At 38.5% G+C, this 25,274-nt stretch carries 18 protein-coding genes; 14 read left to right on the top strand and 4 right to left on the bottom strand.

Annotation, left to right across the window (positions count from 1 at the left end):
• From BLP46_RS07355 to BLP46_RS07345, 3 genes are all read right to left on the bottom strand, one after another.
• Positions 1-266, bottom strand: a 266-nt coding sequence (locus tag BLP46_RS07355; protein WP_207645216.1) for a transposase, incomplete at its 3' end; no start/stop codon positions are given.
• 219 nt (positions 267-485) lie between these two features.
• Positions 486-1,055 carry an Ada metal-binding domain-containing protein gene (locus BLP46_RS07350; RefSeq protein WP_092977741.1) on the bottom strand — a complete coding sequence of 190 codons (570 nt, stop codon included), beginning with the start codon at positions 1,053-1,055 and terminating at the stop codon, positions 486-488.
• Positions 1,056-1,405: 350 nt separating this feature from the next.
• Positions 1,406-3,046: a C1 family peptidase gene (locus BLP46_RS07345; protein ID WP_092977739.1), complete on the bottom strand. Its 1,641-nt coding sequence runs from the start codon at positions 3,044-3,046 to the stop codon at positions 1,406-1,408.
• 137 nt (positions 3,047-3,183) lie between these two features.
• Here BLP46_RS07345 and gpr point away from each other — a divergent pair, with 137 nt between their 5' ends.
• The 14 genes from gpr to BLP46_RS07280 all read left to right on the top strand — a co-directional run bounded on the left by gpr (position 3,184) and on the right by BLP46_RS07280 (position 24,142).
• Entirely contained in the window at positions 3,184-4,059 is an 876-nt protein-coding gene (gene gpr, locus BLP46_RS07340) for a GPR endopeptidase (RefSeq protein ID WP_092977737.1), read from the top strand.
• 55 nt (positions 4,060-4,114) lie between these two features.
• Positions 4,115-5,221, top strand: coding sequence for a stage II sporulation protein P (spoIIP, locus tag BLP46_RS07335; RefSeq protein WP_167669213.1), 1,107 nt, complete (start codon positions 4,115-4,117; stop codon positions 5,219-5,221).
• A gap of 92 nt (positions 5,222-5,313) precedes the next feature.
• Entirely contained in the window at positions 5,314-5,853 is a 540-nt protein-coding gene (locus BLP46_RS07330) for a hypothetical protein (protein WP_092977733.1), read from the top strand.
• Positions 5,850-6,833 carry a tRNA dihydrouridine synthase DusB gene (gene dusB, locus BLP46_RS07325; protein ID WP_092977731.1) on the top strand — a complete coding sequence of 328 codons (984 nt, stop codon included), beginning with the start codon at positions 5,850-5,852 and terminating at the stop codon, positions 6,831-6,833. Before BLP46_RS07330 ends, dusB begins: the two co-directional genes overlap by 4 nt.
• 46 nt (positions 6,834-6,879) lie before the next feature.
• Positions 6,880-8,136, top strand: a complete 1,257-nt coding sequence (gene glyA, locus BLP46_RS07320) for a serine hydroxymethyltransferase (protein WP_092977729.1) — start codon at positions 6,880-6,882, stop codon at positions 8,134-8,136.
• Positions 8,137-8,205: 69 nt separating this feature from the next.
• On the top strand, positions 8,206-9,465 hold the full coding sequence (locus BLP46_RS07315) for a replication-associated recombination protein A (protein WP_092977727.1): 1,260 nt from the start codon (positions 8,206-8,208) through the stop codon (positions 9,463-9,465).
• A gap of 247 nt (positions 9,466-9,712) precedes the next feature.
• Entirely contained in the window at positions 9,713-11,596 is a 1,884-nt protein-coding gene (locus BLP46_RS07310; protein WP_167669212.1) for a starch-binding protein, read from the top strand.
• 278 nt (positions 11,597-11,874) lie between these two features.
• Entirely contained in the window at positions 11,875-14,268 is a 2,394-nt protein-coding gene (locus tag BLP46_RS07305) for an alpha-amylase family glycosyl hydrolase (protein WP_092977723.1), read from the top strand.
• A 286-nt stretch (positions 14,269-14,554) separates the two neighbouring features.
• Positions 14,555-14,800, top strand: coding sequence for an RNA-binding S4 domain-containing protein (locus BLP46_RS07300; RefSeq protein ID WP_092977721.1), 246 nt, complete (start codon positions 14,555-14,557; stop codon positions 14,798-14,800).
• 454 nt (positions 14,801-15,254) lie between these two features.
• A complete protein-coding gene (locus tag BLP46_RS07295; RefSeq protein ID WP_143000465.1) occupies positions 15,255-19,349 on the top strand; it encodes a fibro-slime domain-containing protein in 4,095 nt (1,364 codons plus the stop codon).
• Positions 19,350-19,366: 17 nt separating this feature from the next.
• Positions 19,367-19,507 (top strand): hypothetical protein, encoded by a 141-nt coding sequence (locus BLP46_RS13045; protein WP_167669211.1) that lies wholly within the window; start codon positions 19,367-19,369, stop codon positions 19,505-19,507.
• A gap of 80 nt (positions 19,508-19,587) precedes the next feature.
• Positions 19,588-20,448, top strand: a complete 861-nt coding sequence (locus BLP46_RS07290) for a leucine-rich repeat protein (RefSeq protein WP_167669210.1) — start codon at positions 19,588-19,590, stop codon at positions 20,446-20,448.
• 48 nt (positions 20,449-20,496) lie between these two features.
• Complete coding sequence (locus tag BLP46_RS07285; protein ID WP_092977718.1) at positions 20,497-21,201, top strand: hypothetical protein; 705 nt, start codon at positions 20,497-20,499, stop codon at positions 21,199-21,201.
• A 232-nt stretch (positions 21,202-21,433) separates the two neighbouring features.
• A complete protein-coding gene (locus tag BLP46_RS07280) occupies positions 21,434-24,142 on the top strand; it encodes a pentapeptide repeat-containing protein (protein ID WP_092977716.1) in 2,709 nt (902 codons plus the stop codon).
• 36 nt (positions 24,143-24,178) lie between these two features.
• Here BLP46_RS07280 and BLP46_RS07275 read toward each other — a convergent pair whose 3' ends face one another.
• A complete protein-coding gene (locus BLP46_RS07275) occupies positions 24,179-25,258 on the bottom strand; it encodes an ABC transporter substrate-binding protein (protein ID WP_092977714.1) in 1,080 nt (359 codons plus the stop codon).
• Between the last annotated feature and the right edge of the window lie 16 nt (positions 25,259-25,274).

Genomic DNA, 25,274 nt, shown 5'->3' with positions numbered 1-25,274 from the left:
GGAACCTTAATATCAAGCTCTCCCATCTGTGTTTTTATCGTCTTTTTTGAGTAGCCGTTTCTGTAATTTTTCGACTTATTGCTACACTCATCATTCGACGTTCTTTCGCTTTTCTCGTAGCCGAGCTCATCTGCAAGCTCACATTCCATAACCTCCTGAAGAATGTCCTTGAACATATTTTTCATTGCTGTCATAACTTCATCTGTTGAGGTGAATTTCTGACTTCTTACAAATTCTCTCATCATTTCTGCCGGTACTTTTTCCATTAAAAAAACTTCCTTTCAAGCTTTAATTTTTCTGTTTCCATTATTGCTTGAAAGGAAGTCTATTATTCACTTTTACACAAACTTTTCGGCGGTCTCTTTTTTAATTCTACCATAGGAGGTTTGTTTTTGTTTCTTCAGTAAAAAAATAACCTCCAAGTATATATAGAAACGGTTTGGCAGTTGCCGTATTACTAAAATACAGGAGTTAAAAATATTATTTTACGGATTACATTTTTTGCAAGGTTTATATCCCTGCGCATATGCGTCTTCTAAATTTGAAATAGTGGCATAATTTTTGGAAGCAATTTTCTTTACTTCGCTGCAAGAAGCTTTATGTACTTTTTTGGTGTTTGTGTTGAGAACATACTCGTTTGTGTTTTGTTGCTCCTCGTTGTCATATGTTAGAAAATTATTATTAGATTTTTCCTTTTCCAAAGAAGATTCATAAGCCGCCTCTGCTTTGGGTTCTGTAATTATTTCTTCGGTTGTAGGCTCTTCAGTGGTCGGTTCCTCGGTTGTGGGTTCAATAGTAGTTGGAGCAATAGTAGTAATTTCAACGGTTGTAATTTCAGGTCTTGTTTCTTCGGTTGTTGCAATAGTTGATTCTAATACAGCAATAGTATTACTATAATTCATTAAATTTGAAACCATGCTAAGCAAAAATAAAACGGCAATAACAACAGTTACAATGATTTTCGTCTTATTTTTCCAGTTGGTTTTTGCCCACATAAGAAAAAGTCCCACAGGGAAAAACACGATTAGTAATAGAATAACTACCCAATTCTTCATTTTTATTTACTCCTCATTCGTGATATGCGTTGACAAAATATATCACATATAATAAAATAATATTTGAGGAGGGATTGTCTTCTCGCTTCTTTTATTTTCCTGCCATAGTTGCCGCTATGGCAGGTTTTCTTTTTGTTGATAAGCTGTAAATATGAGTTGTTTTAATTGATTTGATAAGCCTCGAGAGTGATTTTCGAAACTTTTTGTTTTATTTCTTTTTTTAATTATATAACTTGGTTGTAAATTTCAATGTGATATTGCGGTAAAACCATAAAGTGAATAATGATTTAGACAAGCGGTAGTTATGAATCTACCGCTTGTTTTGTTAAGCTATATTTATTGAAAACTTTTTAATCATCATTTTTTGCAAGATATTGCTGAATAGTGGTTGCGTCGGTTATATCAACTCTGCCGTCCGCATTAAAATCCGCATTCAGCATTGCCTTTTCATCAAGCTGAACTATGTTTGCAATGTATTTTTGGATTGCAGTCGTATCTCTAATATCAACTACTCCGTTCAGGTCAACGTCGCCTATAAGGGGAGTTTCGGGTTTTGTAGTGACAGCCTTGATAACAAATGTTCCTCCGAGTTCATCATCGTTGTTTGTTTTATACCAGTCCATCGCGTCTGTCATTGTATTGTTGTAATAAATATAACTGTCGCCGTATTTTGAATCATTAATAAACACATAGTTTTTTGAACTTGTATTTTTTAGCCATTCACAAACTCCGATAGATGCATTTGCGTTATTGTCAGCGTTTGAACTGTCAATGGTTACTGCAATAGAGCCCGACCCCTCGTGAAGAGTATAGTCATCTATATCTGCGCAAATGTAGCCTTTGTAATCAACGCTTCCGCTGTAAAGTTTAGTCCAGTCGTCTGTATTTGCTGTTGGTGTGCCGTTATCTGTCGGAACATAATAAATTGAGTAATCGGAATTAAGACTTTCAGACTTAAATATGACTTTGTCAAGCGTATTATAACCGTCTGAAAAATCAAATTTATTCAAGTATGTAACACTGTCGCTGTTAATATATGAAAACTCATATGTTGCACCGTCAATTTCATTTTGATAAAGTTTAGTATTATCGTTGATCGGCTGAACGGATTTAATTGAATATGATGGTCTGTATTTTGTTGCAAATATGAATTTATCTTCGTATGACATCCAAAAATATCCGCCGAGCGAATTGTTGTTGCCCCAGCTGTTTTTGATGAGCCATGCACCGGGATTATTTGGCTTTATGTTCAGAGGAGTTTTAAAGTTGTCAACTGAGTAATTATCGTCCCAGCCGACTACCTCAATTGCGTGACCTGTATATCCTGAAATATATGCGCTTGGCATGTAATATGCTGTTCTGTCGTCAGACAGACATGCGGGTGCGTGTGCATATGCCGAATAAACTCCGCCGTCTTCCATAATTGCATGTTTTATTTCCTCGGGATTATCCTTTGAAAGATATTCAATTCCTGTAACGCCGTACTTTGCAAGACCTGTTGCAACGTCATCGCCGTGTTCAACTTTTGTTACGTCAATTTGTCCTGCGTCGCTTTCAAAAACTCCGCCTTGCCATGATGTAAAGTATCCCAAAGCGGTTGTACCGTATCCGTCTCCTGTGTAATTTCTTATCCATCCTTTGTTATTTGAGCGGGTTGTTGCCCAAGCGTTTAGGTGGCTTTCAGACATACTCTCAATATTATAACCGCTTTTCATCAGTTTAGATTCAAGAGCAGCAAGTCCGGCAAACGCCCAGCAGTCGTTATAAGGTTGTTTTTTTACAGATGTAACAAATCCCAAATCTTTTGAGCTGTAACTTTCAGGCAGTTCTGATTCAGACGGAGTTGTGGTATCTTCTGAGTTATCTAAATTATAAGATACTAATTCACTTTCGTCTATTTCTGCAGCAGTAACTCCTACTGAAGCCGTGCCTGCAATGCAGCAAATTGCGGCGATAGCAGCCACGGAAGCTTTAAATATTTTAATTTTCATAGCATTACCTCTAATAATTTTTATAATTATATTTTAATTATAAGTTATTATATCAAAATTAGATTTGAAAGTAAAGAATATAAAATTATCCTGTGCCAATAATAATTGTAAGTTTATAATGAAAAGGATTTGAGCTTATGCAGCTAAGAACCGACCTCGCCGTTGAAGCAAGAGAAATTGCAGGAGAACATATCAGCGGTGTTGATTTTAAGACTTACAGCGAAAACGGCCTTGAAATTTCAAGGTTGACCGTAAAAAATCAAAAGGCAAAGCAGGAGCTTGGCAAAGAAATAGGAACATACATCACGATTGAACTTCCGTCTTTGACTGATAACTTTACCGAAACAGACGATCGCCTAAAGACAATCGGACTTGAAATAAGACGTCTATTGCCAGTGCACGGACTTTTGCTTGTAGTAGGTTTGGGAAATATGGAGATTACTCCCGATTCTCTCGGGCCAAAGACAAGCTCACGTGTGCTTGCAACCCGACACATAACAGGAGAGATAGCAAAGGCAACAGGACTCGACAAACTGCGCCCTGTTGCGGTTATGCAAACAGGGGTTACCGGACAAACGGGCATAGAAACAGGGGAATATATTCTCAGCGTGGTAAAGCGTATACGTCCTAATGCAGTTGTGGCAATTGACGCTCTTGCTTCCCGCAGGCTTGAACGCCTTGGCTGCACACTTCAAATCAGCGATACAGGAATTTCCCCCGGCGCAGGTGTGTGTAATCACAGAACAAAAATCACAAAGGAAACTATCGGCGTACCTGTGATTGCAATCGGTGTTCCTACAGTAGTAGATGTTCAAACTTTTGCAAATGATTTGACCAAGGGCAAACTGCACGCAGAACAGACAAACCACATAGAACCAAACGGCAGACAAATGATAATTACTCCTCGTGAGATTGACTTGCTCACTGAACGGGCTTCTCGTCTTATTGGATTTGCCCTTAATGCTGCAATTCAAAATGAATTTGAACTTGCCGATTTGGTTTCGCTGATGTAATTGATAATCATAGAAAAAATCTATCTGCATATAAATTTATCAAGCAGGTGATATTTTGAAAAGAAAAGGAAAATTTCCAAAATTTTTAAAAGTTGTTGCTTCATTTGCAATTGTAATAACCGCAGTATTTTGTTTGATTCGCCGATTGCCCGAGTGCTTCGGCTCACAAAATTCTGCGGCTCTTGCTGCTGCCGTTTTTACACTTGCAGACGGGGAATACAGGCTTTCGGATAATAAAGAAGAAACTGTTGCTACCGAACCTGATACTTCTTCGGTTACACCGTCTGCGGGAAAGAAAACCAATGAAGAAAGCTATAAACCCGTTGATAAATCAAATCGTGATAAGTCCAATTACTATGATTCTTTTGCAGACCACACAGGGGAAGAAAAGTATTCCATTGCAGAAAAAACAATCGGTGCAGACGGCACGCAGGTTGAGAATTGTTTTGTCAAAAATAAAACCGGGCTTGACTTTGATTTTGAATCAATTTTAAAAACACCGCTTACCTTTAAAGTAAAAGAAAACTCCGATTCGCCTCAGGTTCTTATATATCATACGCATACAAGCGAGGGATATATGGACGAAGATGTTGATTATTTTTACGACAGCTTTTATTCACGCACACAAAACGAGGATTTTAACGTTGTTGCAGTCGGTAACGTGATTGCGGATACCCTTAATAAAAAGGGAATAAAAACCTTACACGATAAAACGGTTCATGACTCTACCTATAACGGTTCATACGACAGAAGCGTTCAAACGGTTCAGAGCGATATGTCGGAATACAGTGATATAAAGGTAGTGCTTGATATACACAGAGACGCACTCGGAACAGATGATTGCAAAGTAAAAACGGTATTTACATATGATGATAAAAAAGCGGCGCAGATAATGGTTTTGTCAGGTTGCGACATATATAATGAAAGAGGTTTTGAAAATTGGCAGAACAATTTGAACTTTGCACTTAAAATTCAGAATACGGCAGAAACTATGTATCCGGGGATGACAAGACCTATGAGCTTTGACTTTTTTGCATACAATGAATATGTGTGCGACGGTTCGCTTCTTATTGAGATTGGTACAGATGCAAACTCAATTGATGAGGTAGAGTATACGGCTCAGCTGCTTGCAAACGTTCTTTACAATGTGCTTGGAGAATAATACTCGGAATATTGTCAAAAAACTTGCAAAAAATACTCCTATTTGATATAATCTTAATATATACGCCAAAATATTTATATCGGAGTATGGGTATGAAGATTAATAATTTAATGCAAAAGGCAATTTGCCTTATTGCTGCTTTGATGATTGCCGTGTTTTGTTCGTTATCGGCTTTTGCCGCAGACAATGACGGTGACGGATATGATGATGAAACCGGTGAGTATGTGGGCGTTGCAACCCAAGCACCGTATCAGCAGGAAACTGAACCTGCCACAGAATACGTAGAACCTGCAACTGAATATGTTCCGCCTGATACCGAGTACGTTGAACCTCAGACAACGGAATATGTTCAGCCTGAAACGGAAGATACACCCGAGGAAACCCGAGAGCAACAGGATACAGAACAAGTTCAGCAGACTGAAAATGTAAATTCAAATGAATCCGAACAGACCGCTACCACTGAATTTGTTGCTCCGACAGTTCCTAAAACCGTAAGTTCAAAGATGTATTCAACTAACTATGTTGCCGGACTGGTTTCTTGGGCGTGCGTCGGAGTAGGAATACTTGTAATAGTTATAATGCTTTTAAGCACAAAGTTCGACAAAAAGCATTCCGCAGGTAACAAAGCATGAAAGTTACAAAAATAAGAAATGTAGAGTTTAAGTCGCCTGCGTTTCTTGCTCCAATGGCAGGAGTGAGCGACAGGGCATACAGGGAACTTTGCAGACAATTCGGCGCAGGTTACTGCGTGAGTGAGATGGTAAGCTCAAAGGCTCTTTCATTTAATAATAAAAAGAGCGAAGAGCTTATGGAAATTTCGGAGTCTGAACGTCCCTGCGGAATACAGATTTTTGGCGGCGAGCCTGAATGTATGGCTTTGGCTGCAAAGTCTGCAATGAAACAAAATCCCGATATAATTGATATAAATATGGGGTGTCCCGCCCCGAAAATCAGCTCTGCCGGAAGCGGAGCGGCACTTATGAGAAATCCGCAGCTTTGCGGAGAGATTGTAAATGCCGTAGTAAAAGTAAGTAACGTACCTGTTACCGTAAAAATCCGTAAGGGCTGGGATGATGACAGCGTTAATTCCGTTGAGGTTGCAAAAATATGTGAACAAGCCGGCGCTGCCGCAATTACTGTTCACGGAAGAACAAGGATGCAGTATTATAAACCGTCCGTGGATTATGACATTATAAAGAATGTTCACGATTCGGTTAAAATTCCTGTTATTGCAAACGGAGACATAGACTCCGCCCAAAAAGCAAAAGAGATTATGGATTACACGGGCTGCGAACTTGTTATGGTTGGCAGGGCAACGCTTGGCAATCCGTGGATATTTTCTCAGATAAATTCATTTCTTGAAAACCCCGAAAAACCGCTTGTTTTTCCAACGCTTGAAGAAAAACTTGATGTGATGGTTCAGCACATCTCCAAAATGGTCGAATACAAGGGCGAGCATATGGCACTTTTGCAGGCTCGAAAGCTTGTTGTGGGGTATTTTAAGGGAGTCAGAGGGGCTGCTGCCCTGAGAAATGAAGCAGGAAAAATTTCAACACTTGAAGATTTGTACGTGTTAAGAGAAAGAGCTTTGCAATGCTCTGAAGCGTACTGATTATATAGGCGTCAGCCGTAAAATTTATATAAGGGGAAGTTATAATATGAGCGAATTACCTAATATCATCGGACTTGATTATCTTAAGGATTATGACCCGACAATCGGAGAAGCAATGGAAAATGAGCTTAAAAGACAGCGCAGAAATCTTGAGCTTATTGCAAGTGAAAATATCGTTTCTCCTGCTGTAATGGCAGCAATGGGAAGCCACCTTACCAATAAATACGCTGAGGGTTATCCGGGAAAGCGTTATTACGGCGGTTGCGAATATGTTGATGTTGTTGAAGAAATTGCCCGCAAGCGTGCTTGTGAGTTGTTTGGCGCAGAACACGCAAACGTTCAGCCACACTCAGGTGCTCAGGCTAACACTGCGGTATATTTTGCAATGCTTGAACCTGGAGACACTGTAATGGGTATGAACCTTACCGAGGGCGGACATCTTACACACGGTTCTCCTGTTAATATTTCAGGTAAGTATTTCAATTTTGTTCCTTACGGCGTTGACAGCGTAACTCACAGAATTGACTATGATAAGGTTCTTGAAATTGCAAAAGAGTGCAAGCCTAAGCTTATAGTTGCAGGTGCTTCCGCTTATCCGAGAATCATTGATTTTGCAAAGCTTCGTGAAATTGCAGACTCAGTCGGAGCTTATCTTATGGTAGATATGGCTCACATTGCAGGTCTTGTTGCTGCAGGTGTTCATCCTAACCCTGTTCCGTATTGTGAGTTTGTTACAACAACAACCCACAAAACTCTCAGAGGTCCTCGCGGCGGTCTTATTCTTTGCCGTGAAGAGTTTGCAAAGCAGATTGATAAGGCAATCTTCCCGGGCACACAGGGTGGCCCGCTTATGCACATTATTGCTGCAAAGGCAATTTGCTTTGGTGAAGCACTTAAGCCTGAGTTTAAGGAATACGGTGCAAAAATTGTATCAAATTGTAAAGCACTTGCCGAGGGACTCCTCAAAAGAGGCAACAAGCTTGTATCAGGCGGCACAGATAACCACGTTCTTCTTATGGACCTTCGTGACACAGATGTTACAGGTAAGGAGCTTGAAGCTCGTCTTGATGATTGCTATATCACTGTAAACAAGAATACAATTCCGGGCGAACCGCGTTCACCGTTTGTTACAAGCGGCGTAAGAATCGGTACAGCCGCAGTCACCACAAGAGGATTGAATGAAGAGGATATGGACTTGATTGCCGAGTACATCACACTTGTTCTTAACGATTATGAGAACAGCCGTGACAAAGTAAGAGCAGGTGTTGAAGCTATCTGCAAAAAGTATCCTTTGTACGAATAATCAATTATATTTTAATAATAATTTACGGGCGGACTTTGTTCGCCCGTTGTTTTAACCGAGGTAATTTTAATGAATAAACCTTTGGCTGACAGATTCAGACCTACTGACCTTGACGATATTGTCGGACAAAAACATTTGCTTGGAGAGGGTAAACCGCTGCGTAGAATTATAGAAAGCGGAGAAGTGCCAAATCTGATATTTTACGGACCGTCAGGCGTCGGCAAGACCACGCTTGCAAATTATATTGCACATAAAACCAACAAAACATTTAAAAAGCTTAACGGAACCAACGCTTCAACTGCCGACATTAAAGAGGTAGTTGCACAGCTTGACACATTCTCGGGAATAAACGGAATTTTGCTATATATTGACGAAATTCAGTATTTTAACAAAAAACAACAGCAAACATTATTGGAATACATCGAGGACGGCAGTATTACTCTTATTGCAGCTACCACGGAAAACCCATATTTCTATGTATATAATGCAATTCTAAGCCGTTCAACCGTGTTTGAGTTTAAATCCGTTCCGCCCGAAGAAATCCAAAAAGCTGTTTTTCGTGCCGCCGCTATGCTTGAATATGAACAGGGTGTTAAAATTGAGTTGCCAAAAGATTGCGCACACAAGATTGCAGTAGGCTGCGGCGGAGATGTTCGCAAGGCTATGAATACACTTGAACTTTCCGCAATTGCTTCTGATAGAGTTGACGGAGTTATCAGCATAAAGCTTGAAACTGTGGAACAACTTGTGCAGAAAAGTTCTATGCGATATGACAAAAACGGTGACGAGCATTACGACATTGTGTCTGCCTATCAAAAAAGTATGCGTGGAAGTGATGCAAATGCAGCTCTCCATTACCTTGCAAGATTGCTTGAGGCAGGTGATTTGCCAAGTGCGTGCCGCAGACTTATGGTGTGTGCCTGCGAAGATGTTGGACTTGCTTATCCTCAGATAATTCCTATTGTAAAGTCGTGTGTAGACATAGCACAGGCGGTGGGATTGCCGGAGGCAAGAATACCATTGGCAGATGCCGTAGTTATGGTATGCAATGCGCCAAAATCAAACTCTGCTTATAACGCAATCAACAGTGCCGTAAACGATGTTCAAAACGGAAAAATCGGTCAGGTGCCGAGACAATTGCAAAATATGCATTATGACGGCGAAGACAATCAAAATAAAGGTCAGTTTTATATCTACCCTCACGATTATCCTAATCATTATACATATCAGCAATATTTGCCAGACATTATTAAAGACAGAGTATACTATAAATATGGCGATAATAAAAACGAGCAGGCTTTTAAAGCATATTGGGATAAAATCAAATGATATTTCAGTGTTTACTATTATAAAATGATTGTTTTTTCAGCTTTTTTAATGTGCTAAAATTCTAATTTTACCGATGAAAATACTATATTCCTATTATTGTTTAAGTTGCACAAATAGTGCACTGCTTTTTTGGCGTGCAAATTAATGATTATTTTCTTTATCGGAAAAAAGGAAATTAGCAGATATTGTATTATAATAGAGTAATATTGTAGTATGGTCTAATACTATGAAAATGGAGGAATATCTTATGATCAAAATTCAGCACAAGGTATTAAGTACAATTTTGTGCTTGGTACTCGCAGTTTCGGCTATTTGTGCAGGAACTGCTCAGGCGTTTGCAGCTACGGGTGACACCGTATATGTAAAAGCTAATAACGGCTGGACCACTCTGTATTGCTATATGTGGACAGGTAACAGCAGCAATACAAGCTGGCCGGGCGTTAAGATGACAAGCGAAGGTAATAGCGTTTATTCTTACAAGCTTGACGGAAATTATGAAAATGTAATTTTCAACAACGGCTCTTCACAGACAAAAGACCTTAGCTATGCAGGTCACGGAAAAATCTATGATTTGTCAGCAGGTACATGGTCAGATTATTCTCAGGCTGCAACAACTCAGAATGTAACAGCAGCTACATCTCCTGAGCAACCTTCAGGTAATTACACCGTATATCTTAAGAACTCTGCAGGTTGGTCAAACCCATCCTGCTATATGTGGAACGGCACATCTGATACAAACGGTTCATGGCCGGGCGTTGCAATGACAAAGGTTAGCTCGGATGTTTATAAGTATACAGCTCCTAAGACATTCTCAAACTGCATTTTCAGCAACAACGGAGGTTCACAAACAAAAGACCTTACCGCAAAAATCGGTTATATTTATGATAACAGCACAGGTTCTTGGTCCGCATACTCCGGCGGCGACGAGCCGATTGAGACAACTCCTACAACACCGATTACACCGGGTGACGGCACAGTTGTTTATCTTAAGAACGATGCAAACTGGTCAAATCCAACCTGCTATATGTGGAGTGACTCAACTGACAGCAACGCAGCATGGCCTGGTGCAAAGATGACAAACATCGGCGACGGCTTCTGGATTTATCAGGCTTCTAAAGAATACAAGAATTGTATCTTTAATGATGGCGGTGCTTCACAGACAGGTGACCTTACAGCTCAAAACGGTTATTATTACAATAACAGCAAGGGAACTTGGGAAGGTATTTATGACACAAGCCCAATCCAGGTTAAGTCATATACAGCTGATCCTGCATCAGGAATTTATACAGGTGTTGAAGTAACACTTTCAGCAGAGGCAAAGAGTTCAGACAGCGCATCTGTTTATTACAAGTTCTCAGTAACAAATCCAAGCGGTGCAACTTCTGTTATTTCAAACTTCAGCAGTTCAGCTTCAACAACTTGGATTCCTAATACAACAGGTAAGTATGTAATCACATTTGATTTCAAGGATGGAGCAGGCAATACAAACAGCCGTACACTTAATCTTAATGTTGAAGATGATTCTTCACTTGCAAAGCCGGTAATTAAGTCTGTAACTCCTGCAAACCTTGGCTTTATCAAGGTAAATACTGCTACAACAGTTTCAGTAAAAGCAGGCGGCGGTAAGACCGGCACAAACCTTCTTTTCTATAAGTATGTTGTAACTGATCCAAACGGGGTTCAGAATACACCTTACTACACACTTAACAGTACATACAAGTTCACACCGAACACCACAGGTAAATATACTGTAAACGTTTATGTTCAGGGTTCTGACAATAGCACCGTAAATAAAACATATAACTACACAGTAGTAAGCGGAGACGTTCCTACAACAACAGCTCCTATCACAATGCCACCTGAGACTACTGTTAAACCAACAACTCCTGTTCCAACAACAGCTCCGGCAACAACAGCTCCTGTAACTACATCACCGGCTGAACCAGGTGTAGTTCTTGGCGATGTTGACGGTGACGGCGTTGTAACAATCCTTGATGCAACTTATCTCCAGAAGTATCTTGCTCAGTTCAAGAATTTCAGCTCCGTAAAACTTGAAGCTGCTGATGTAAACAAGGACGGCGTTGTAACAATTATTGATGCAACACTTATCCAGAAAATGCTTGCAAACTAATGATATAATTCAATATTATATTACAATTGCTTAACGAACAAAATTCGGCTTAACAATTTAATATAGCGATGTGTTTCCTTGTTTAGCTGAGTAACAGGCTGTTTGCACGGCATAGTGTCGTTAGCAAACAGCCTGATTGTGTTTTTAGGGAATTAGACCAATTACTGCAATTGCATTAATCACAGGACACCAAAATTTTATTATTTTATTTCATTAGGCATTAGGGTTTTAGGTATAAAACTAACACAATTTTTTGTTTTAGTACTAAGGAGAATATTATGAAGCGTATAAGAAGGGTTTGCGCATTGATTCTCGCTATGCTCGTTGCTACAACGGCAGGAGTTTTCACCGCTTTTTCAGCCGAAAGCAAAGAGTCTGATAACAGCGTTGCGGCAGACCAGAATTCAATAACAATTCACGCCCGTCAGGATGGCGTTTCACAGCTTTATGTATACTTGTGGAACGGACTTCCCACAAATGACGCAATGTCAAAGTCTTATCCGGGCGATAAGATGACAAACTCAGACAATTGGTTTACATACACCGTTAATGATGTTACAAAAATTAACGCAATTATTACCGATGCAAATGGTAAACAATATTCAAAAGAACAAAAACTTACTTCTGCCGCATCAACCGACTGGTGGTTTGACAACGGCAAGTGGTCTAAGTATAATCCGGATAATCCGGATCCTGTATCCGATGACGATTTACGTGAGGAAAGTATCTACTTTGTAGTTACCACACGTTTTTATGACGGAGACACAGGCAATAACGTCCATTGTTGGGACGACGCAACCGCAAATAATCCTGATTCCGACCCTGCATGGAGAGGCGATTTCAAGGGCCTTGCAGAAAAGCTCGATTACATAAAGGCTCTTGGCTTCTCAGCAATTTGGGTAACACCGGTTGTCACAAATGCTTCGGGCTATGATTATCACGGATACCATGCTATGGACTTTAGTACGGTTGACTCTCGTTATGAAAGTTCTGATTTTACATATGAAGATTTAATCAGGGCTGTCCATGCTAAGGGAATGAAGATTTATCAAGACGTTGTCTGGAACCATACAGGCAACTTTGGTGAATCATATTTCTGTAATTTGTTTACAAAGGATACTTCAAAAGACCTGTCAAATCTTGAAGAATCTATGGTTCCGACAGATACATTGCTTAAGGCTTTCGGACTTAATTCTGCTGAAGAATATTGGAGTCAAAAACCTGCAGTGCAGTATCAGGAAAGATTAAATCTAATGAAGAATTTGACTTATTCTTCCGATAACGGAAACTCGACAGGAACTCTGCCTGACAAATCTGATTATGGTACTAACAAACTGTCAAGCAGTGAAATCTATAATAAAGACAACTATTACCATACAGGTTACTTCCAAAGCTTAAACTGGGATGATTGGTCATGTAAGTATTGTCAGATAGCCGGCGACTGTGTTGACCTTAACACAGAAAATCCGGCAGTTGCAGAATACACAGTTGATGCATACAGCAAGTACATAAATATGGGCGTTGACGGTTTCCGTGTAGATACCGTTCGTCATATTCCGAGAATAGCTCTTAATCTTATGTATAATGATCAAATTCTCGGGGCAGCTAAGGCAGCAGGCAAGTCCAACTTCCTTATGTTTGGCGAAATTTGCACAAGATTTACAGATGTTTGGTATCGTGGCCATGCCGAAGAATCTTCACCATACTATACTTGGAAAGAATCAAATTCAAAATGGGTTGACAAGTGGTCATGGGGTACATCAATTGATGATGTTGCAAATAATATGGACGTAACATTTGACCATTATCTTGAAGAGGATAATACCAGTGATGAGCCAACATCAGATAATGCATTTCTTAACGGCATTACTTATCACACACCTGATACCTCAATGGCTTCGGGAATGAATGCAATTGACTTCCAGATGCACAGATTGTTCGGTAATGCAAAGAGTGCTTTTGGTGTTGCAAAATCAGGCGATAAATATTATAACGACTCTACATATAATGTAATGTATGTTGATTCACACGACTATGCTCCTGAGCAGCCTGACGAAAAGAATCGTTTTGCAGGTGGTACACAGACGTGGGCGGAAGACCTTGACCTTATGTTCACATTCCGTGGTATTCCGTGTCTTTACTATGGTTCAGAAGTTGAATTCCAAAAGGGCGCTGTTATTGACGTTGGTCCTAATGCGCCTTTGTCAACAACAGGACGCGCATATTACGGCAATTATCTTGAAGGTGACGTTACTGCAACTGATTTCAGTCAGTATACTGCTTCGGGAAAAGTGGCAGATACCCTTAACTCAACTCTTAGCCAGCATCTTATGAAGCTTAATGCAATAAGACGTGCAGTTCCTGCTTTGCAAAAAGGTCAGTATACAACATCTTCAAATTATGTAAGCGGAGACATGGCTTATATCCGCCGTTATACAGATGATACAACCGACAGTCTTGCTTGTGTATCTGTATCAGGCGATGCAACATTCAAGAATATTCCTAACGGAAAATATGTTGATGCCGTAACAGGTGATGTTAAAAATGTTACAAACGGTACATTGACAGTTCCGTCAATGGGTACTGCTAATATGCGCGTTTATGTTTGCTGCGCATCAGGCTTTACCGGAATTGACGGTCAGATTGGCAACTCAACATATTATCTCAAATAAAAATAACGGCTGTTTAATAACAGGAACTTAATCTAACCCCCTCATAGCAGAAACTTGAAATTCAAATTTTCAGGTCTGCGTTGAGGGGATTTTTATTGCAAAAACAGTATCATATTATATTTTAACTGTATTGCATTATTGCAGAATTTTAGGTAGAATAAATTATGTAGCACTCGTAATTTGTATTTAGTAGTAAGCTTTGCCGAAATTTGAATCAGTCGCTATATTTAGATTTGTAAGTTTATTTGATTACGATTATGACCTCTAAAAATGAAAGGATGATTTTATGAGACTTGATAAATACTTAAAGGTATCCAGATTGATAAAACGCAGAACTGTTGCAAATGAAGCCTGTGATGCAGGCAAAATTGCAGTTAACGGAAAACCGGCTCGTGCTTCATACGATGTAAAAATAGGCGACGTAATTGAAATCACACTCGGCTCCCGTTCGGTTAAGGTACGTGTCCTCGAGGTAAAGGAAACTGTCCGAAAAGACGATGCCAATACTATGTACGAAGCGGTAATTAATTAAATTGTATTGTGTCGATTATAGTTTAAATATATAATCATATAAGTAAAAAATATGTGAAATATTTCAGAATTTTAGTTGTGCATTATTTGTAAAAATTGTGTAATAAGCTCCAAATTCTGTTCTCTGATAATAAAAAACGCCAATAATCAACAAAATTTTCCATTACTGAAAAATAAATAATCAAATAATTTACAAATGGCTATTGAAAATAAATGAATTTAATGATATAATATCATAAACAATAGTTGGTAGTAGTACGCTCTGCAACCGAAACCTCGTTTCACCGTTGGTCAGGCGGTAAAAGTTGTAAGATGCAAGTGCACATTGCTCAGGGTGTGTTTACTACTCACTTTTTAGAGTTTTGTACATAAATTTCAGCTTTTCTGTGTGCAGGTTAAGTTTAATTTGGTTTTTGCTCAGAACTCTAATAACAATTAAAAAATGGAGGTAAATTATGAAAACTTCAATAAAACGATTTTCGAAATGTTCTATTTCTGTCGTTCTTGCAGTTATGATGTTGGTAACTTCGCTTACAGTCGGCATGGTTAATTTTAATGCCGTAACTCTAAGCGATTCCGACAGTTCCGCAGTAAGTGCGGCAAGTGAGAATGACGCAGTCGGCGCAAATTCCGATGGCAGTGAAGCAGTTGCTGCAAACGCTGATGATAGTGTAGGCGGTACTGCTACTACAATTTATTTTTCACCGTCTTCTGATAACAATACAAAGAATTATTGTGATTCAACAGGTGAACTTAATTCAGGCTATACACTGAAAGCTAATTACAATAAAAAAGGTGATGGCTCAGATTGGGGTAACACAATTATGACGCTTGATTCTGGCACTTACAATGGTAAAAAAGTTTACAAAGCTTCCTTTACAGATAGCTATAATGGTCTTGGCGTTTTACAGTTCCAGATTTATCAAGGCTCAACTTGGAAGTGTGAGTCTAAGCCAATAAGTAAGTGGACGGCTGTTACTGAATATAACGGTAAGTTGTATAACGGTTCTGCTTGGGTTGATTATTCCGGTACTGATGTTCCGGCAAAAAAAGTTTATGATGCTGTTACAAGCGATGCTATTAAGAATAACAGCAATCTCTACACAATCAATACAACTTTTTATGATTACTATACCGATAACGAAGTAAATAACGGTTGGAGAAAATATAGTCAAATCGACAGCAATAAGGGTACAAGTTATGAATCGCACGGAAAAAATGGTGTAGGTCAGGCTGACCCATATACTATGTTAAATACTGCTCTTGCAAATTACGCTAAAACTAACGGAGTTAAAAGACCATTATATTTTGGTGTTTTTTACGAAGTTAATGATAATACAAGCACTGACCCATTTGGAGCTACTTTGTATAATTTCAGCAACTGGGTTAACAACTCATCACGTCTTGGCGGTTATAATAACTCAGTTGTAGGTCTTTCCGGCCGCACACTCACAAGCGATAAAAAAATTCGATATTATAATAATGACGGAACAAATGCTGCAGATCACGAAACCGATGATGGTGCAACTATGCCACTGTTTGATGCTGGCTGGCTTACAACCAAGAACTTGGCTACTATTGTTAATGCAGAGTTCCCAATGAGAAAAACTACGCCAAACGGTGTAACTTATTATGAATTTGACAGTGCTTCAAAAGATGCAGTTTGGTTTAGCGGCTACGGATCTGATACGCTTACAATGAACTATGGTAATAAGGCTACTGACTGGGTTTACGACGCAGCCAAAACTTATGGCGGCAGTGATAACGGCGTAGGTTTCTTCCCATTTGACGCTTCAATGACTAACGGTGGTACAACCAAAAATAACGCAAACGACTACGGTTTTGGTATGCGTACTGACATTGAGTTTAACGTTGGTAAAGACGGTAAAATCAACGGTCTTGATCAGGTATTTAACTTTACCGGTGACGATGACTTGTGGGTATACATTGACGGCAAATTGGTTCTTGACCTTGGCGGTGCACATAAAAAGGCTGAGGGTTCAATTAACTTTAGCACAAAAAAAGTAACATTATCAACCGGTACAAAATCTGTTAATAATGTTACACGTAACACAAATTTTGCTTTTGACAATCAGGATCCTTCAAAGACCCATACACTTACAATGTTCTATATGGAACGTGGTATGATTGAGTCTAACCTTAAGTTCGGTTTCAACTTCTCACCTGTTGGCAACCAGTTCACAACAGAAAACCATGTTGATACAGCAAATGTAAACGAAGGTTTGAAGAGTGCTGTTGCAGCAGCAGATACATTTACTTATACACATACGACAAACGGTTCTGCTTCTGCTAAAAAGACTTATACACATTCAAAATATGGTTCACAATCAACTGACAGCAATGGTCAGTATGTAGTAAACGACAGTGAAAGAGCTGCTTTTGCAGACCAGTTTACTGTTGGCAACACATTTAATGTTAATGAGTCGTATACTTCAAACTTGCAGTATGATACTACCTATACAGTAAAAGACATTAAGACGGGTACACTTATATCTGGTATCGGAACAGGAACAGGTGGTACCGGAACAGAAACAGGCAACTTTAACTTTAAGACTACTGATACCGCAAAGTTCGCAAAGACTGATATTTTGCTTAGCTACACCAACACTCCAAAGGTTGGCAATGTTGATGTTAAGAAGATAGTTCAGAATGAGGCCGGTACTGAAATTACATCAGATACTACCGAATTTGATGCAACAGTAGAAGTTAGCCTTAATGGTACAAGTTATGCAAGATATCCGCTTCAGTATACAGTTGATGATAATCCAACAGTATATACTTTGACTCCAGACGGCATGCTTGCCGACGGTGCAAAACTTAAGGCAGGCAGAACACTTCACTTCAAGGGACTTCCGATTGGTGCAAAGGTAAAGGTTACTGAGGATACAGTTGCCAAGTATGATACAACTGTTCAGGTAACCGGCGGTACTTCGCAGGCTACAAGTTCTGCTAACGTAGCAGTTGCTGATACAACTCAGACAATTACATTTACAAATAAGAAGCAGGCTACAACACCGGTTAAGGTTCAGCACTTGCTCCACTCAAATTCACCTGAGAACTCAACAGATAAGCTTTACACAACTATAAAGGTTTACAAAAATGGTGTTCTTAAAGACACTATTTGCTCAGATAAGGATACCTCAACTAGCCCTGCAGTCGTTCCGGCTCAGTACATTGTTTATAATGAAGGTTACACGTTCACTGTAACACTTACAACAAAGCCAAAGACAAGTTATATGTTCAATGACTTCTATGACAATGATGAGTCAAAGAAACTTGGCAGCGGTGACTTTAAGGACTTTACATCTTATACAAAAGACACCAATAATGAATCTTCAACAACTATCACAGTTAATGTTGACGGTTTGTTTAACGGTGACGGTGACGCAGTAGATACGAAATACTTAGTATTGAAATTCTACTCACTTTTGTCAACAGACGTAAAATACAAAATTGATTATCAGTTCACTACTCGTTTGTATAGTGACAGAGTTTATACAGTTTCAGGTAAATTAACTGATGATGAAATCAACACATACTTTGGCGGTGTAGTTCCGACAGAACTTAATGATGCCTTTGTTCAGTCCAAGATTCCTTATGAATCCAACTTTATGAAGAACTTGCATTGGTTCGATGTTGCACAAAATAAATCAACATTAACCGGCAATGTGCTTTATGCAAAATTATATTCTTATCAGACTAACAAGACTGTTTCCGCAAGAATTTACAATAATACTGATACTCCTGTAACAGTAAGTGGCGTTGATTACGGCGGTCCGTTTACTGTAAATGATGCTGAAACCGAATATCAGAAGAATGGCGGTCACTATCTCCAGGTTAAAATTCCTGAAGGCAAATTCTTCAGTTACTGGGCAATTTACAAAGCAGCTACCTATGGTACTGATGATCAGATTGAAGTTGCAAGATGCTATTCAGAATATTTCAACTACACAGGCTATGATGACTATGTAGTAAAAGCTATATTCACAACAGACCCGAATCAGAAGAACACAGAGCTTTATGTTTCTGAGAATGAGAATTTGTGCACAGCAGTATATCTCCAGACAACAAGAAACCACTGGAATAATACTACAACAGGTAGTAATGTCAACGGTAAGTATGGTTCAGCCGACACTGAATACGACCGTATTTACTTAGATTTTGCATTGGCTTACAATTATAAGGGACTTCTCCTTAGAACGTATGATGGCAATGATATCAAGATCGGTGTTAAGATTTATGCTGTAAAGGACGGAGACGCTAGATTACTTAAGGATGCAAAGTTCGAGCTTACAAACCTTGATAATAAGAACAGACTTGAGTATTATTATGGTATTGATAATACAAGACCAAATTTCCAGAATTACACATATTATGCTGTTCCTTACCTTACAGTTAACGGTTCTGCCCCTGCACAGATGAAGATTACAAATAGCGGCACTGTTTCAATTAAGGATATTGCTAACAAACCGTTGAGCGGTGATAACAAACATGCATATCCAACAATTGAAAATGTTGTTTATGATTAAGTCAGGGAGGTTATAACTTGAAAAAAGCATATTTAGAGCCTGAAATTGAGGTTACAAAGTTTTCTTTTGAAGATATTCTTAAAAAAATTGACCTTAGCAATCCTGAGGATTATAAAGAAAGCGGTGACGATGATAATGATTCGGATCCGTTTGGCTAATAAGTCTTTTGTTATTGAATAATTAATTGTAAAAGGGGAGGTAGCCGATGACTGCTTCCCCTTTGCTTTTAGGAGGATTTATGAATCTTTTAAAAAAGTCCATTGCAGTTATAATTGCCGCTGCTATGCTGATTTCATTTTCATGCGTAACATTTTTTGCAGAAACTTATTACACTGACGGAGACTTTGTATTTGCCATTGATAATGACGGCAAGGCTCAGGTTGCAGAGTATAATGGTTCTGATTCTGTTATGAAAATTCCTGCAACTCTTAACCGTTTGGATGTTGGTTCTGTCAGATATATGGCATTTCAGGGCAATTCGTTTTTAACAGGCATTGATTTTTCGGTAGCCAAAAATCTTAAAACAATAGGCAATTTTGCATTTTCTGATTGCGTTAATTTGTCATCGCTTACTCTTATGCCATGGAATACAAAAATTGGCTTTGGTGCTTTCAGCGGCTGCACTTCCTTGCAGAGTGTTGACATTCAGTCCGAAACCACTTCAATTCCGGGTGAAGCTTTTCTAAATTGCACTTCACTGAATGAAATTAAGATTTCTGACTCAGTCACAACTATTGGCAGCAATGCATTTGGTAATTGTACAAGCCTCAAAAAATTGTATATCGGCAAAAATGTAACATCAATTTCATCGTCTGCATTTAAGGGCGCGAGCAATCTTAAGATTTACTGCAGTCTCAATTCATATGCTCAGCAATATGCAATTGAAAACAACATCCCATATGTTATTGTTGACGGATATCAGATTGGTGACGTAAATCTTGACGGAACGGTTTCCGTTATTGATGCTACTTTGCTTCAAAAGTATATAGCTTCAATAGAAAAGCTCAACGATACCCAGCTTTATCTTGCAGATTATAATAATGACGGAAAAGTTGACATTGTTGATGCAACATTAATTCAAAAATACCTTGCTTCTTAATTTTAAAGCCTTCCGATGTTACGGAAGGCTTTTTTGGGAGGAGATAATTTGAGATACTTAATTGCGGACTTGGTGACCGAATATACCCCAAGGTACGATTATTTTAATTTGTTTATAGAAAAATTCAAATATAATGGCAAACGCAGTACAAATATTAATTTGTCCGTTTCACAAGATTATATTGACGATGTTTATAAAAGAATGAATGAAGGAAAAAACTTCGGCTATGCAGAAAGTTTTGCGGTTGGCAATATATTTTTTAAATCTGCAATACGTTTTAAAACCATGATGATTCATTCCTCAGCGTTAGTAATAAACGACGGTGCATATCTTTTTGCAGGAAAGTCCGGAGTCGGCAAGTCCACCCATACACAGCTATGGAAGCGGGCATTTGGTGATAAAATTAGCATAATCAACGACGACAAGCCTGCAGTCAGAGTGTTTGGCAAGGATTCTGTTGCATACGGAACACCGTTTGACGGCGGAAGCGGGATTGCGGAAAATACTTCGGCTCCTCTTAAGGCTATTGTTTTTATTGAAAGAGGCGAGTTTAATTCTGTCAGAATCCCAACGTCCGATGAATTAATCAATTGCCTGTATTCTTCAACTGTTCATATGCTTAATGCTTCTTCTGCAAAACTAATGCTTGACAATATTGATGCCTTAGTTAATTCAAACGCCAAGTTTTATATCCTGACTTGTAATACCGATATTTCAGCTGCATATACTGCATATAACGCTATTGTTAAATGACAAATAAATTTATCTATGAAAAAGGTACATTTCCGTTTGATTGGAAATGTACCTTTTTGGGTGGCGTTTTTGTTGATTATCATAATGCTTTTGCATTGTGTTGAATTATTTTTATTGCTGTGATAAAATAATATCAAATACTCGGTGTTTTTATCAACAATTGCCGATTTGGCAGGTCTTTTATCAAATTTGCGGTTCTTGTATTTATCTGTTTTCGAAATGAGGGAAGTTTATGAGCGGTTTTGAAGAAAAGATTAAAGGAAATTTGAAACAGTTATTAACGAGTTTTTATAATGAAACAGTCGGTGCGGAACTTAAATCTGCTGTTAAAGCTCTGATAAATGATAAAAAGTATAACAAGGAAATGGAAGCTTATAAAAATCAGCATGATGATTTTGATTATGATTTTGGAAGTGTGAGCGTTTTCTTATATGAATGTGTATTAAACGGCAGATTCAAAAGAATTTTTGATAAGTCTGATGATGAAGATGAAATGCAGGCGTTATATAAAGATGCTATTGCTCGTGCAAATTGTGTAGGCAATAGAGAAGAAGAGGAAAAGGTAAAGAATTATTGCGACCATATTTATTCCTTTTTCAAAAAGGAACTAAAATCAACATATTCCGATGTTGATAATACTATTTTAAACAAGCAGGATAGTATTGCTCATACAGTGAGAGATACATCAAAAGATGTAAAAGACATAAAGGATAAAATTTTTGAAAAAAAAGAACCTAAATACAATACGTCAAATGATATATATATAAACAGTTTTAAAACCCCTTTGTTTCTTCATAAGAAAAATACCGATAAGGATGACAAAAATCTCGAGGTGGTTTTGTCGAACCTGTTTGTCTTTCAAAAATATAATAACGGCAAAGATGATTTGCAGGAACGCTTGGAAAATTTCATACAAAGCGACAGCCACGTGCTGATTATTGAGGGTGACGCAGGCAACGGCAAAAGCAGTTTGGTTGGCTGGATGAACTATCACTATGCTCTCAATGATGACGATTCAAAGAATATGTTCGGTGACAAAATGCTCGTTACAATTCGACTCAGGGACTTAAATAAAGAATTGATAAAAGAAAATTTTTGCGAAGCATTGTTTGAATATACAAAAACCCACGACCCGGATGAATTTGAAACAATTTTTGAAAATTCTGTTGTTGTGCTTGACGGTTACGATGAGTTGTGTATGATATTGGGCGGTACGGAGTACTCTTTAAAGGACAGTATGCTTGAAGAGCTGTTAGAGTGTTTTTATGATAGCTTAAAATTCATTATTACTTCAAGACCGCACTATATTAATAAAAATTCGCTCCGTATTGAATATGACAGTATATATCTGAATCATTTTGATAAAGCTAAGCGTGACGAATGGATTACAGCTTATAGAGATAAGTGCCGCCAAAGCATAGACCCGAACGTTTTAGATTTTATTAAAAATATAGATGAAAATGATGCAAAGGGCGTGTGTGACACACCGTTTTCACTTTATATGCTTGCAGCAAACCGAGAAATGTCCGAACAGGTGTTAAACAACAGTTGGGCGTTGTATCATAAGATATTTTACTCTGCAATTTCAGAAACACCTTATAATGAAATATACAGTAGAATTAAGAAGAAACACAGTATAAGTAAATACAAAGAAACCATATATCAAATTAATGAAGAAATTGCCTATGAAATGTATAAAAACAATTCTAAATCGGAAAGCGTATTTTTTCTGAAAGATTCCAAGGTTAAGGAGATAGTAAGAAGAGTTGCTGAGAAAAATTGCACTGATGAAGATGTCAAAAATCTGACAGAGGGAAGTTTTGCTTTGTGCTGTTATTGGAAAAACGACGCCAAGGACGGTGCAATTGAATTTTACCATAATAATATAAGAGATTTCTTTGTCTGCGAAAAAATATTCAGAGAGATTAATAAACTCTATGACAGCGTCAGTTCCGATGAGTTGTCCGATGAAGAAATTCAAAAATTTATTGATAAGTTTTGCGAGCTTTTTCTTTACGGCGGATTAGCCGACAAAGTAACGGAATTTATCGGTTTAAGAACTGAGTTCGGTATAAAAAATAATAAAAATGATTTTCCAAAAGCGGAGCAGGCAAAAAAATATTTACCGCAATTTTTTGAAGTTATGCTTACAAACGGCGGACGTATGAATTGTGTTAACTCTAACAATCCATTTCAAGCAATAATAAATACACTAAGATGTGTTGCCCAAGTTTATAGATCAGTATATAGGCGTTATTTAAATGAAAATGAAAAAATTCATTGGTGGAATTCTGTTGATAACGTAAACAGAAATGGAATGTTACGGTATGTATTTAAACCTGTTTTTGGTGTTGACGGTTACATAATAGGTGGTTTTTCGGATTTTAGCAGAGTTGATTTGAATGATTGTGATTTAGGTAATGCGATACTATTAAACCAGGATTTTTCGAATGCGAATTTGTCTTATTCTAATTTAAGAAATTCTGTTTTATACAATGCGCAATTAATAAATGCTATTTTGCAAAGAGCCCATTTGGAAAGAGCCAGTTTGCAAGGAGCCCATTTGCGAGGAGCGCATTTGGAAGGAGTCCATTTGGAAAGAGCCTATTTGCAAGGAGTTCATTTGGAAGAAGCCCATTTGGAAGAAGCCTATTTGGAAAAAGCTCATTTGGAGGGAGCCCATTTGGAAGAAGCCCATTTGGAAGAAGCCCGTTTGGTAGGAGCCCATTTAGGAGGAGTTCATTTGGAAGGGGCTATTTTGCTGGGAGCCTATTTGGTAGAAGCCCATTTAGAAGGAGCTCATTTGGAAAATACTAATTTGGCAGGAGCTTATTTAGATGATGTTGATTTAAGCGTGGCAATATTGGATAATACAATACTTCCAAACGGTGAAATTTCATGTAAAGAATCAGACGACAAAAATGGCGGTTCACAAAAGTGAGCCGCCATTAACTGTATAAGTCATATATTATATTTTTTATTCCGCCTGAATCTTTACAAACTGTTCCTGCATATAAACGTAAACATCATCGGGAACGTTCGTAAACACATAGCATTTGTCAAGGTAATCGTCGCTGGGAGATGTAAGCTCGCTGTCTTTGATTTCATCGCTGATGTAGCTGTCAAATGCTTCCTGATTCGGTGTGCCGTATCTTAAATATTCACAGGTAGAAGCGGCAACCTCGGGCTTTTGCATAAAGTTGATGAATTTTTCAGCATTTTCCTTGTTTTTGCTACACTTCGGAATACACATAGCGTCATAAAAAAGGTTTGAGCCGTCTTTTGGAAGCACATAATCAAGGTCAGGGTTTGCCTCTATCATTGTTGCAATGTCGCCTGCATAATACGGCGCAATGGCTGCCTGGCTGTTTTCCATCTCGGTAAACACCTGGTCCATAACGTATTTTTTAAGCAAAGGTTTCTGCTCTGCAAGCTTAGCGGCTGCCTTGTCAACATCCTCTTTTGTGCAGTTGGCAGGGGTAACAGAGCAAAGCTGCATTGCAATTGCCATAGCGTCTCTGCTGTTGTTAAACATAAGAATCTGTCCGCTTAAATCTTTGTCCCAAAGTGCTTCCCATGAATCGGGTTTTTCCGCAACCTTTGTTTTGTCATAAACCATTGCCGTTACGCCCCAGCTGTAACAAACCGTGTATTTGCCCTCGGGGTCGCACGCAAGATTTTTGAACCTGTCCATAATATATTTGTAGTTTGGAATGTTGTCATAATCAAGCTCAAGCAGCATATCCTCGTCAATCATTTTGCTTATCATATACTCCGACGGAATTACCACGTCATAGCTTACGTTGCTGTTTTTCAGCATATTATAAAGCTCTTCGTTGGTTTCATACGTCGTGTAGTTTACGGTAATTCCGGTTTCTTTTTCAAACTCACTGATAACGTCCATAAGTCCGTCTTCGCCGTTAGAGATGTATTCTCCCCAGTTGTAAACATTGACTTCGCCTGCGTCCTTTGCGGTTGATTCTCCGCAGCCTGCAAGACAGGCAACCGATGTTGCCGAAAGAGCGGCGGCAATGATAATGCTGATAGTTCTTTTCATTTCTTAACTCCTCTTT

Origin of the sequence: Ruminococcus sp. YE282 (assembly GCA_900101355.1) — a bacterium.
Classification (GTDB): Bacteria; Bacillota; Clostridia; order Oscillospirales; family Acutalibacteraceae; genus Ruminococcoides; species Ruminococcoides bromii_A.
Note: the sequence above shows the minus strand (reverse complement) of the source record. Positions and strands in the feature narration are given on the sequence as shown.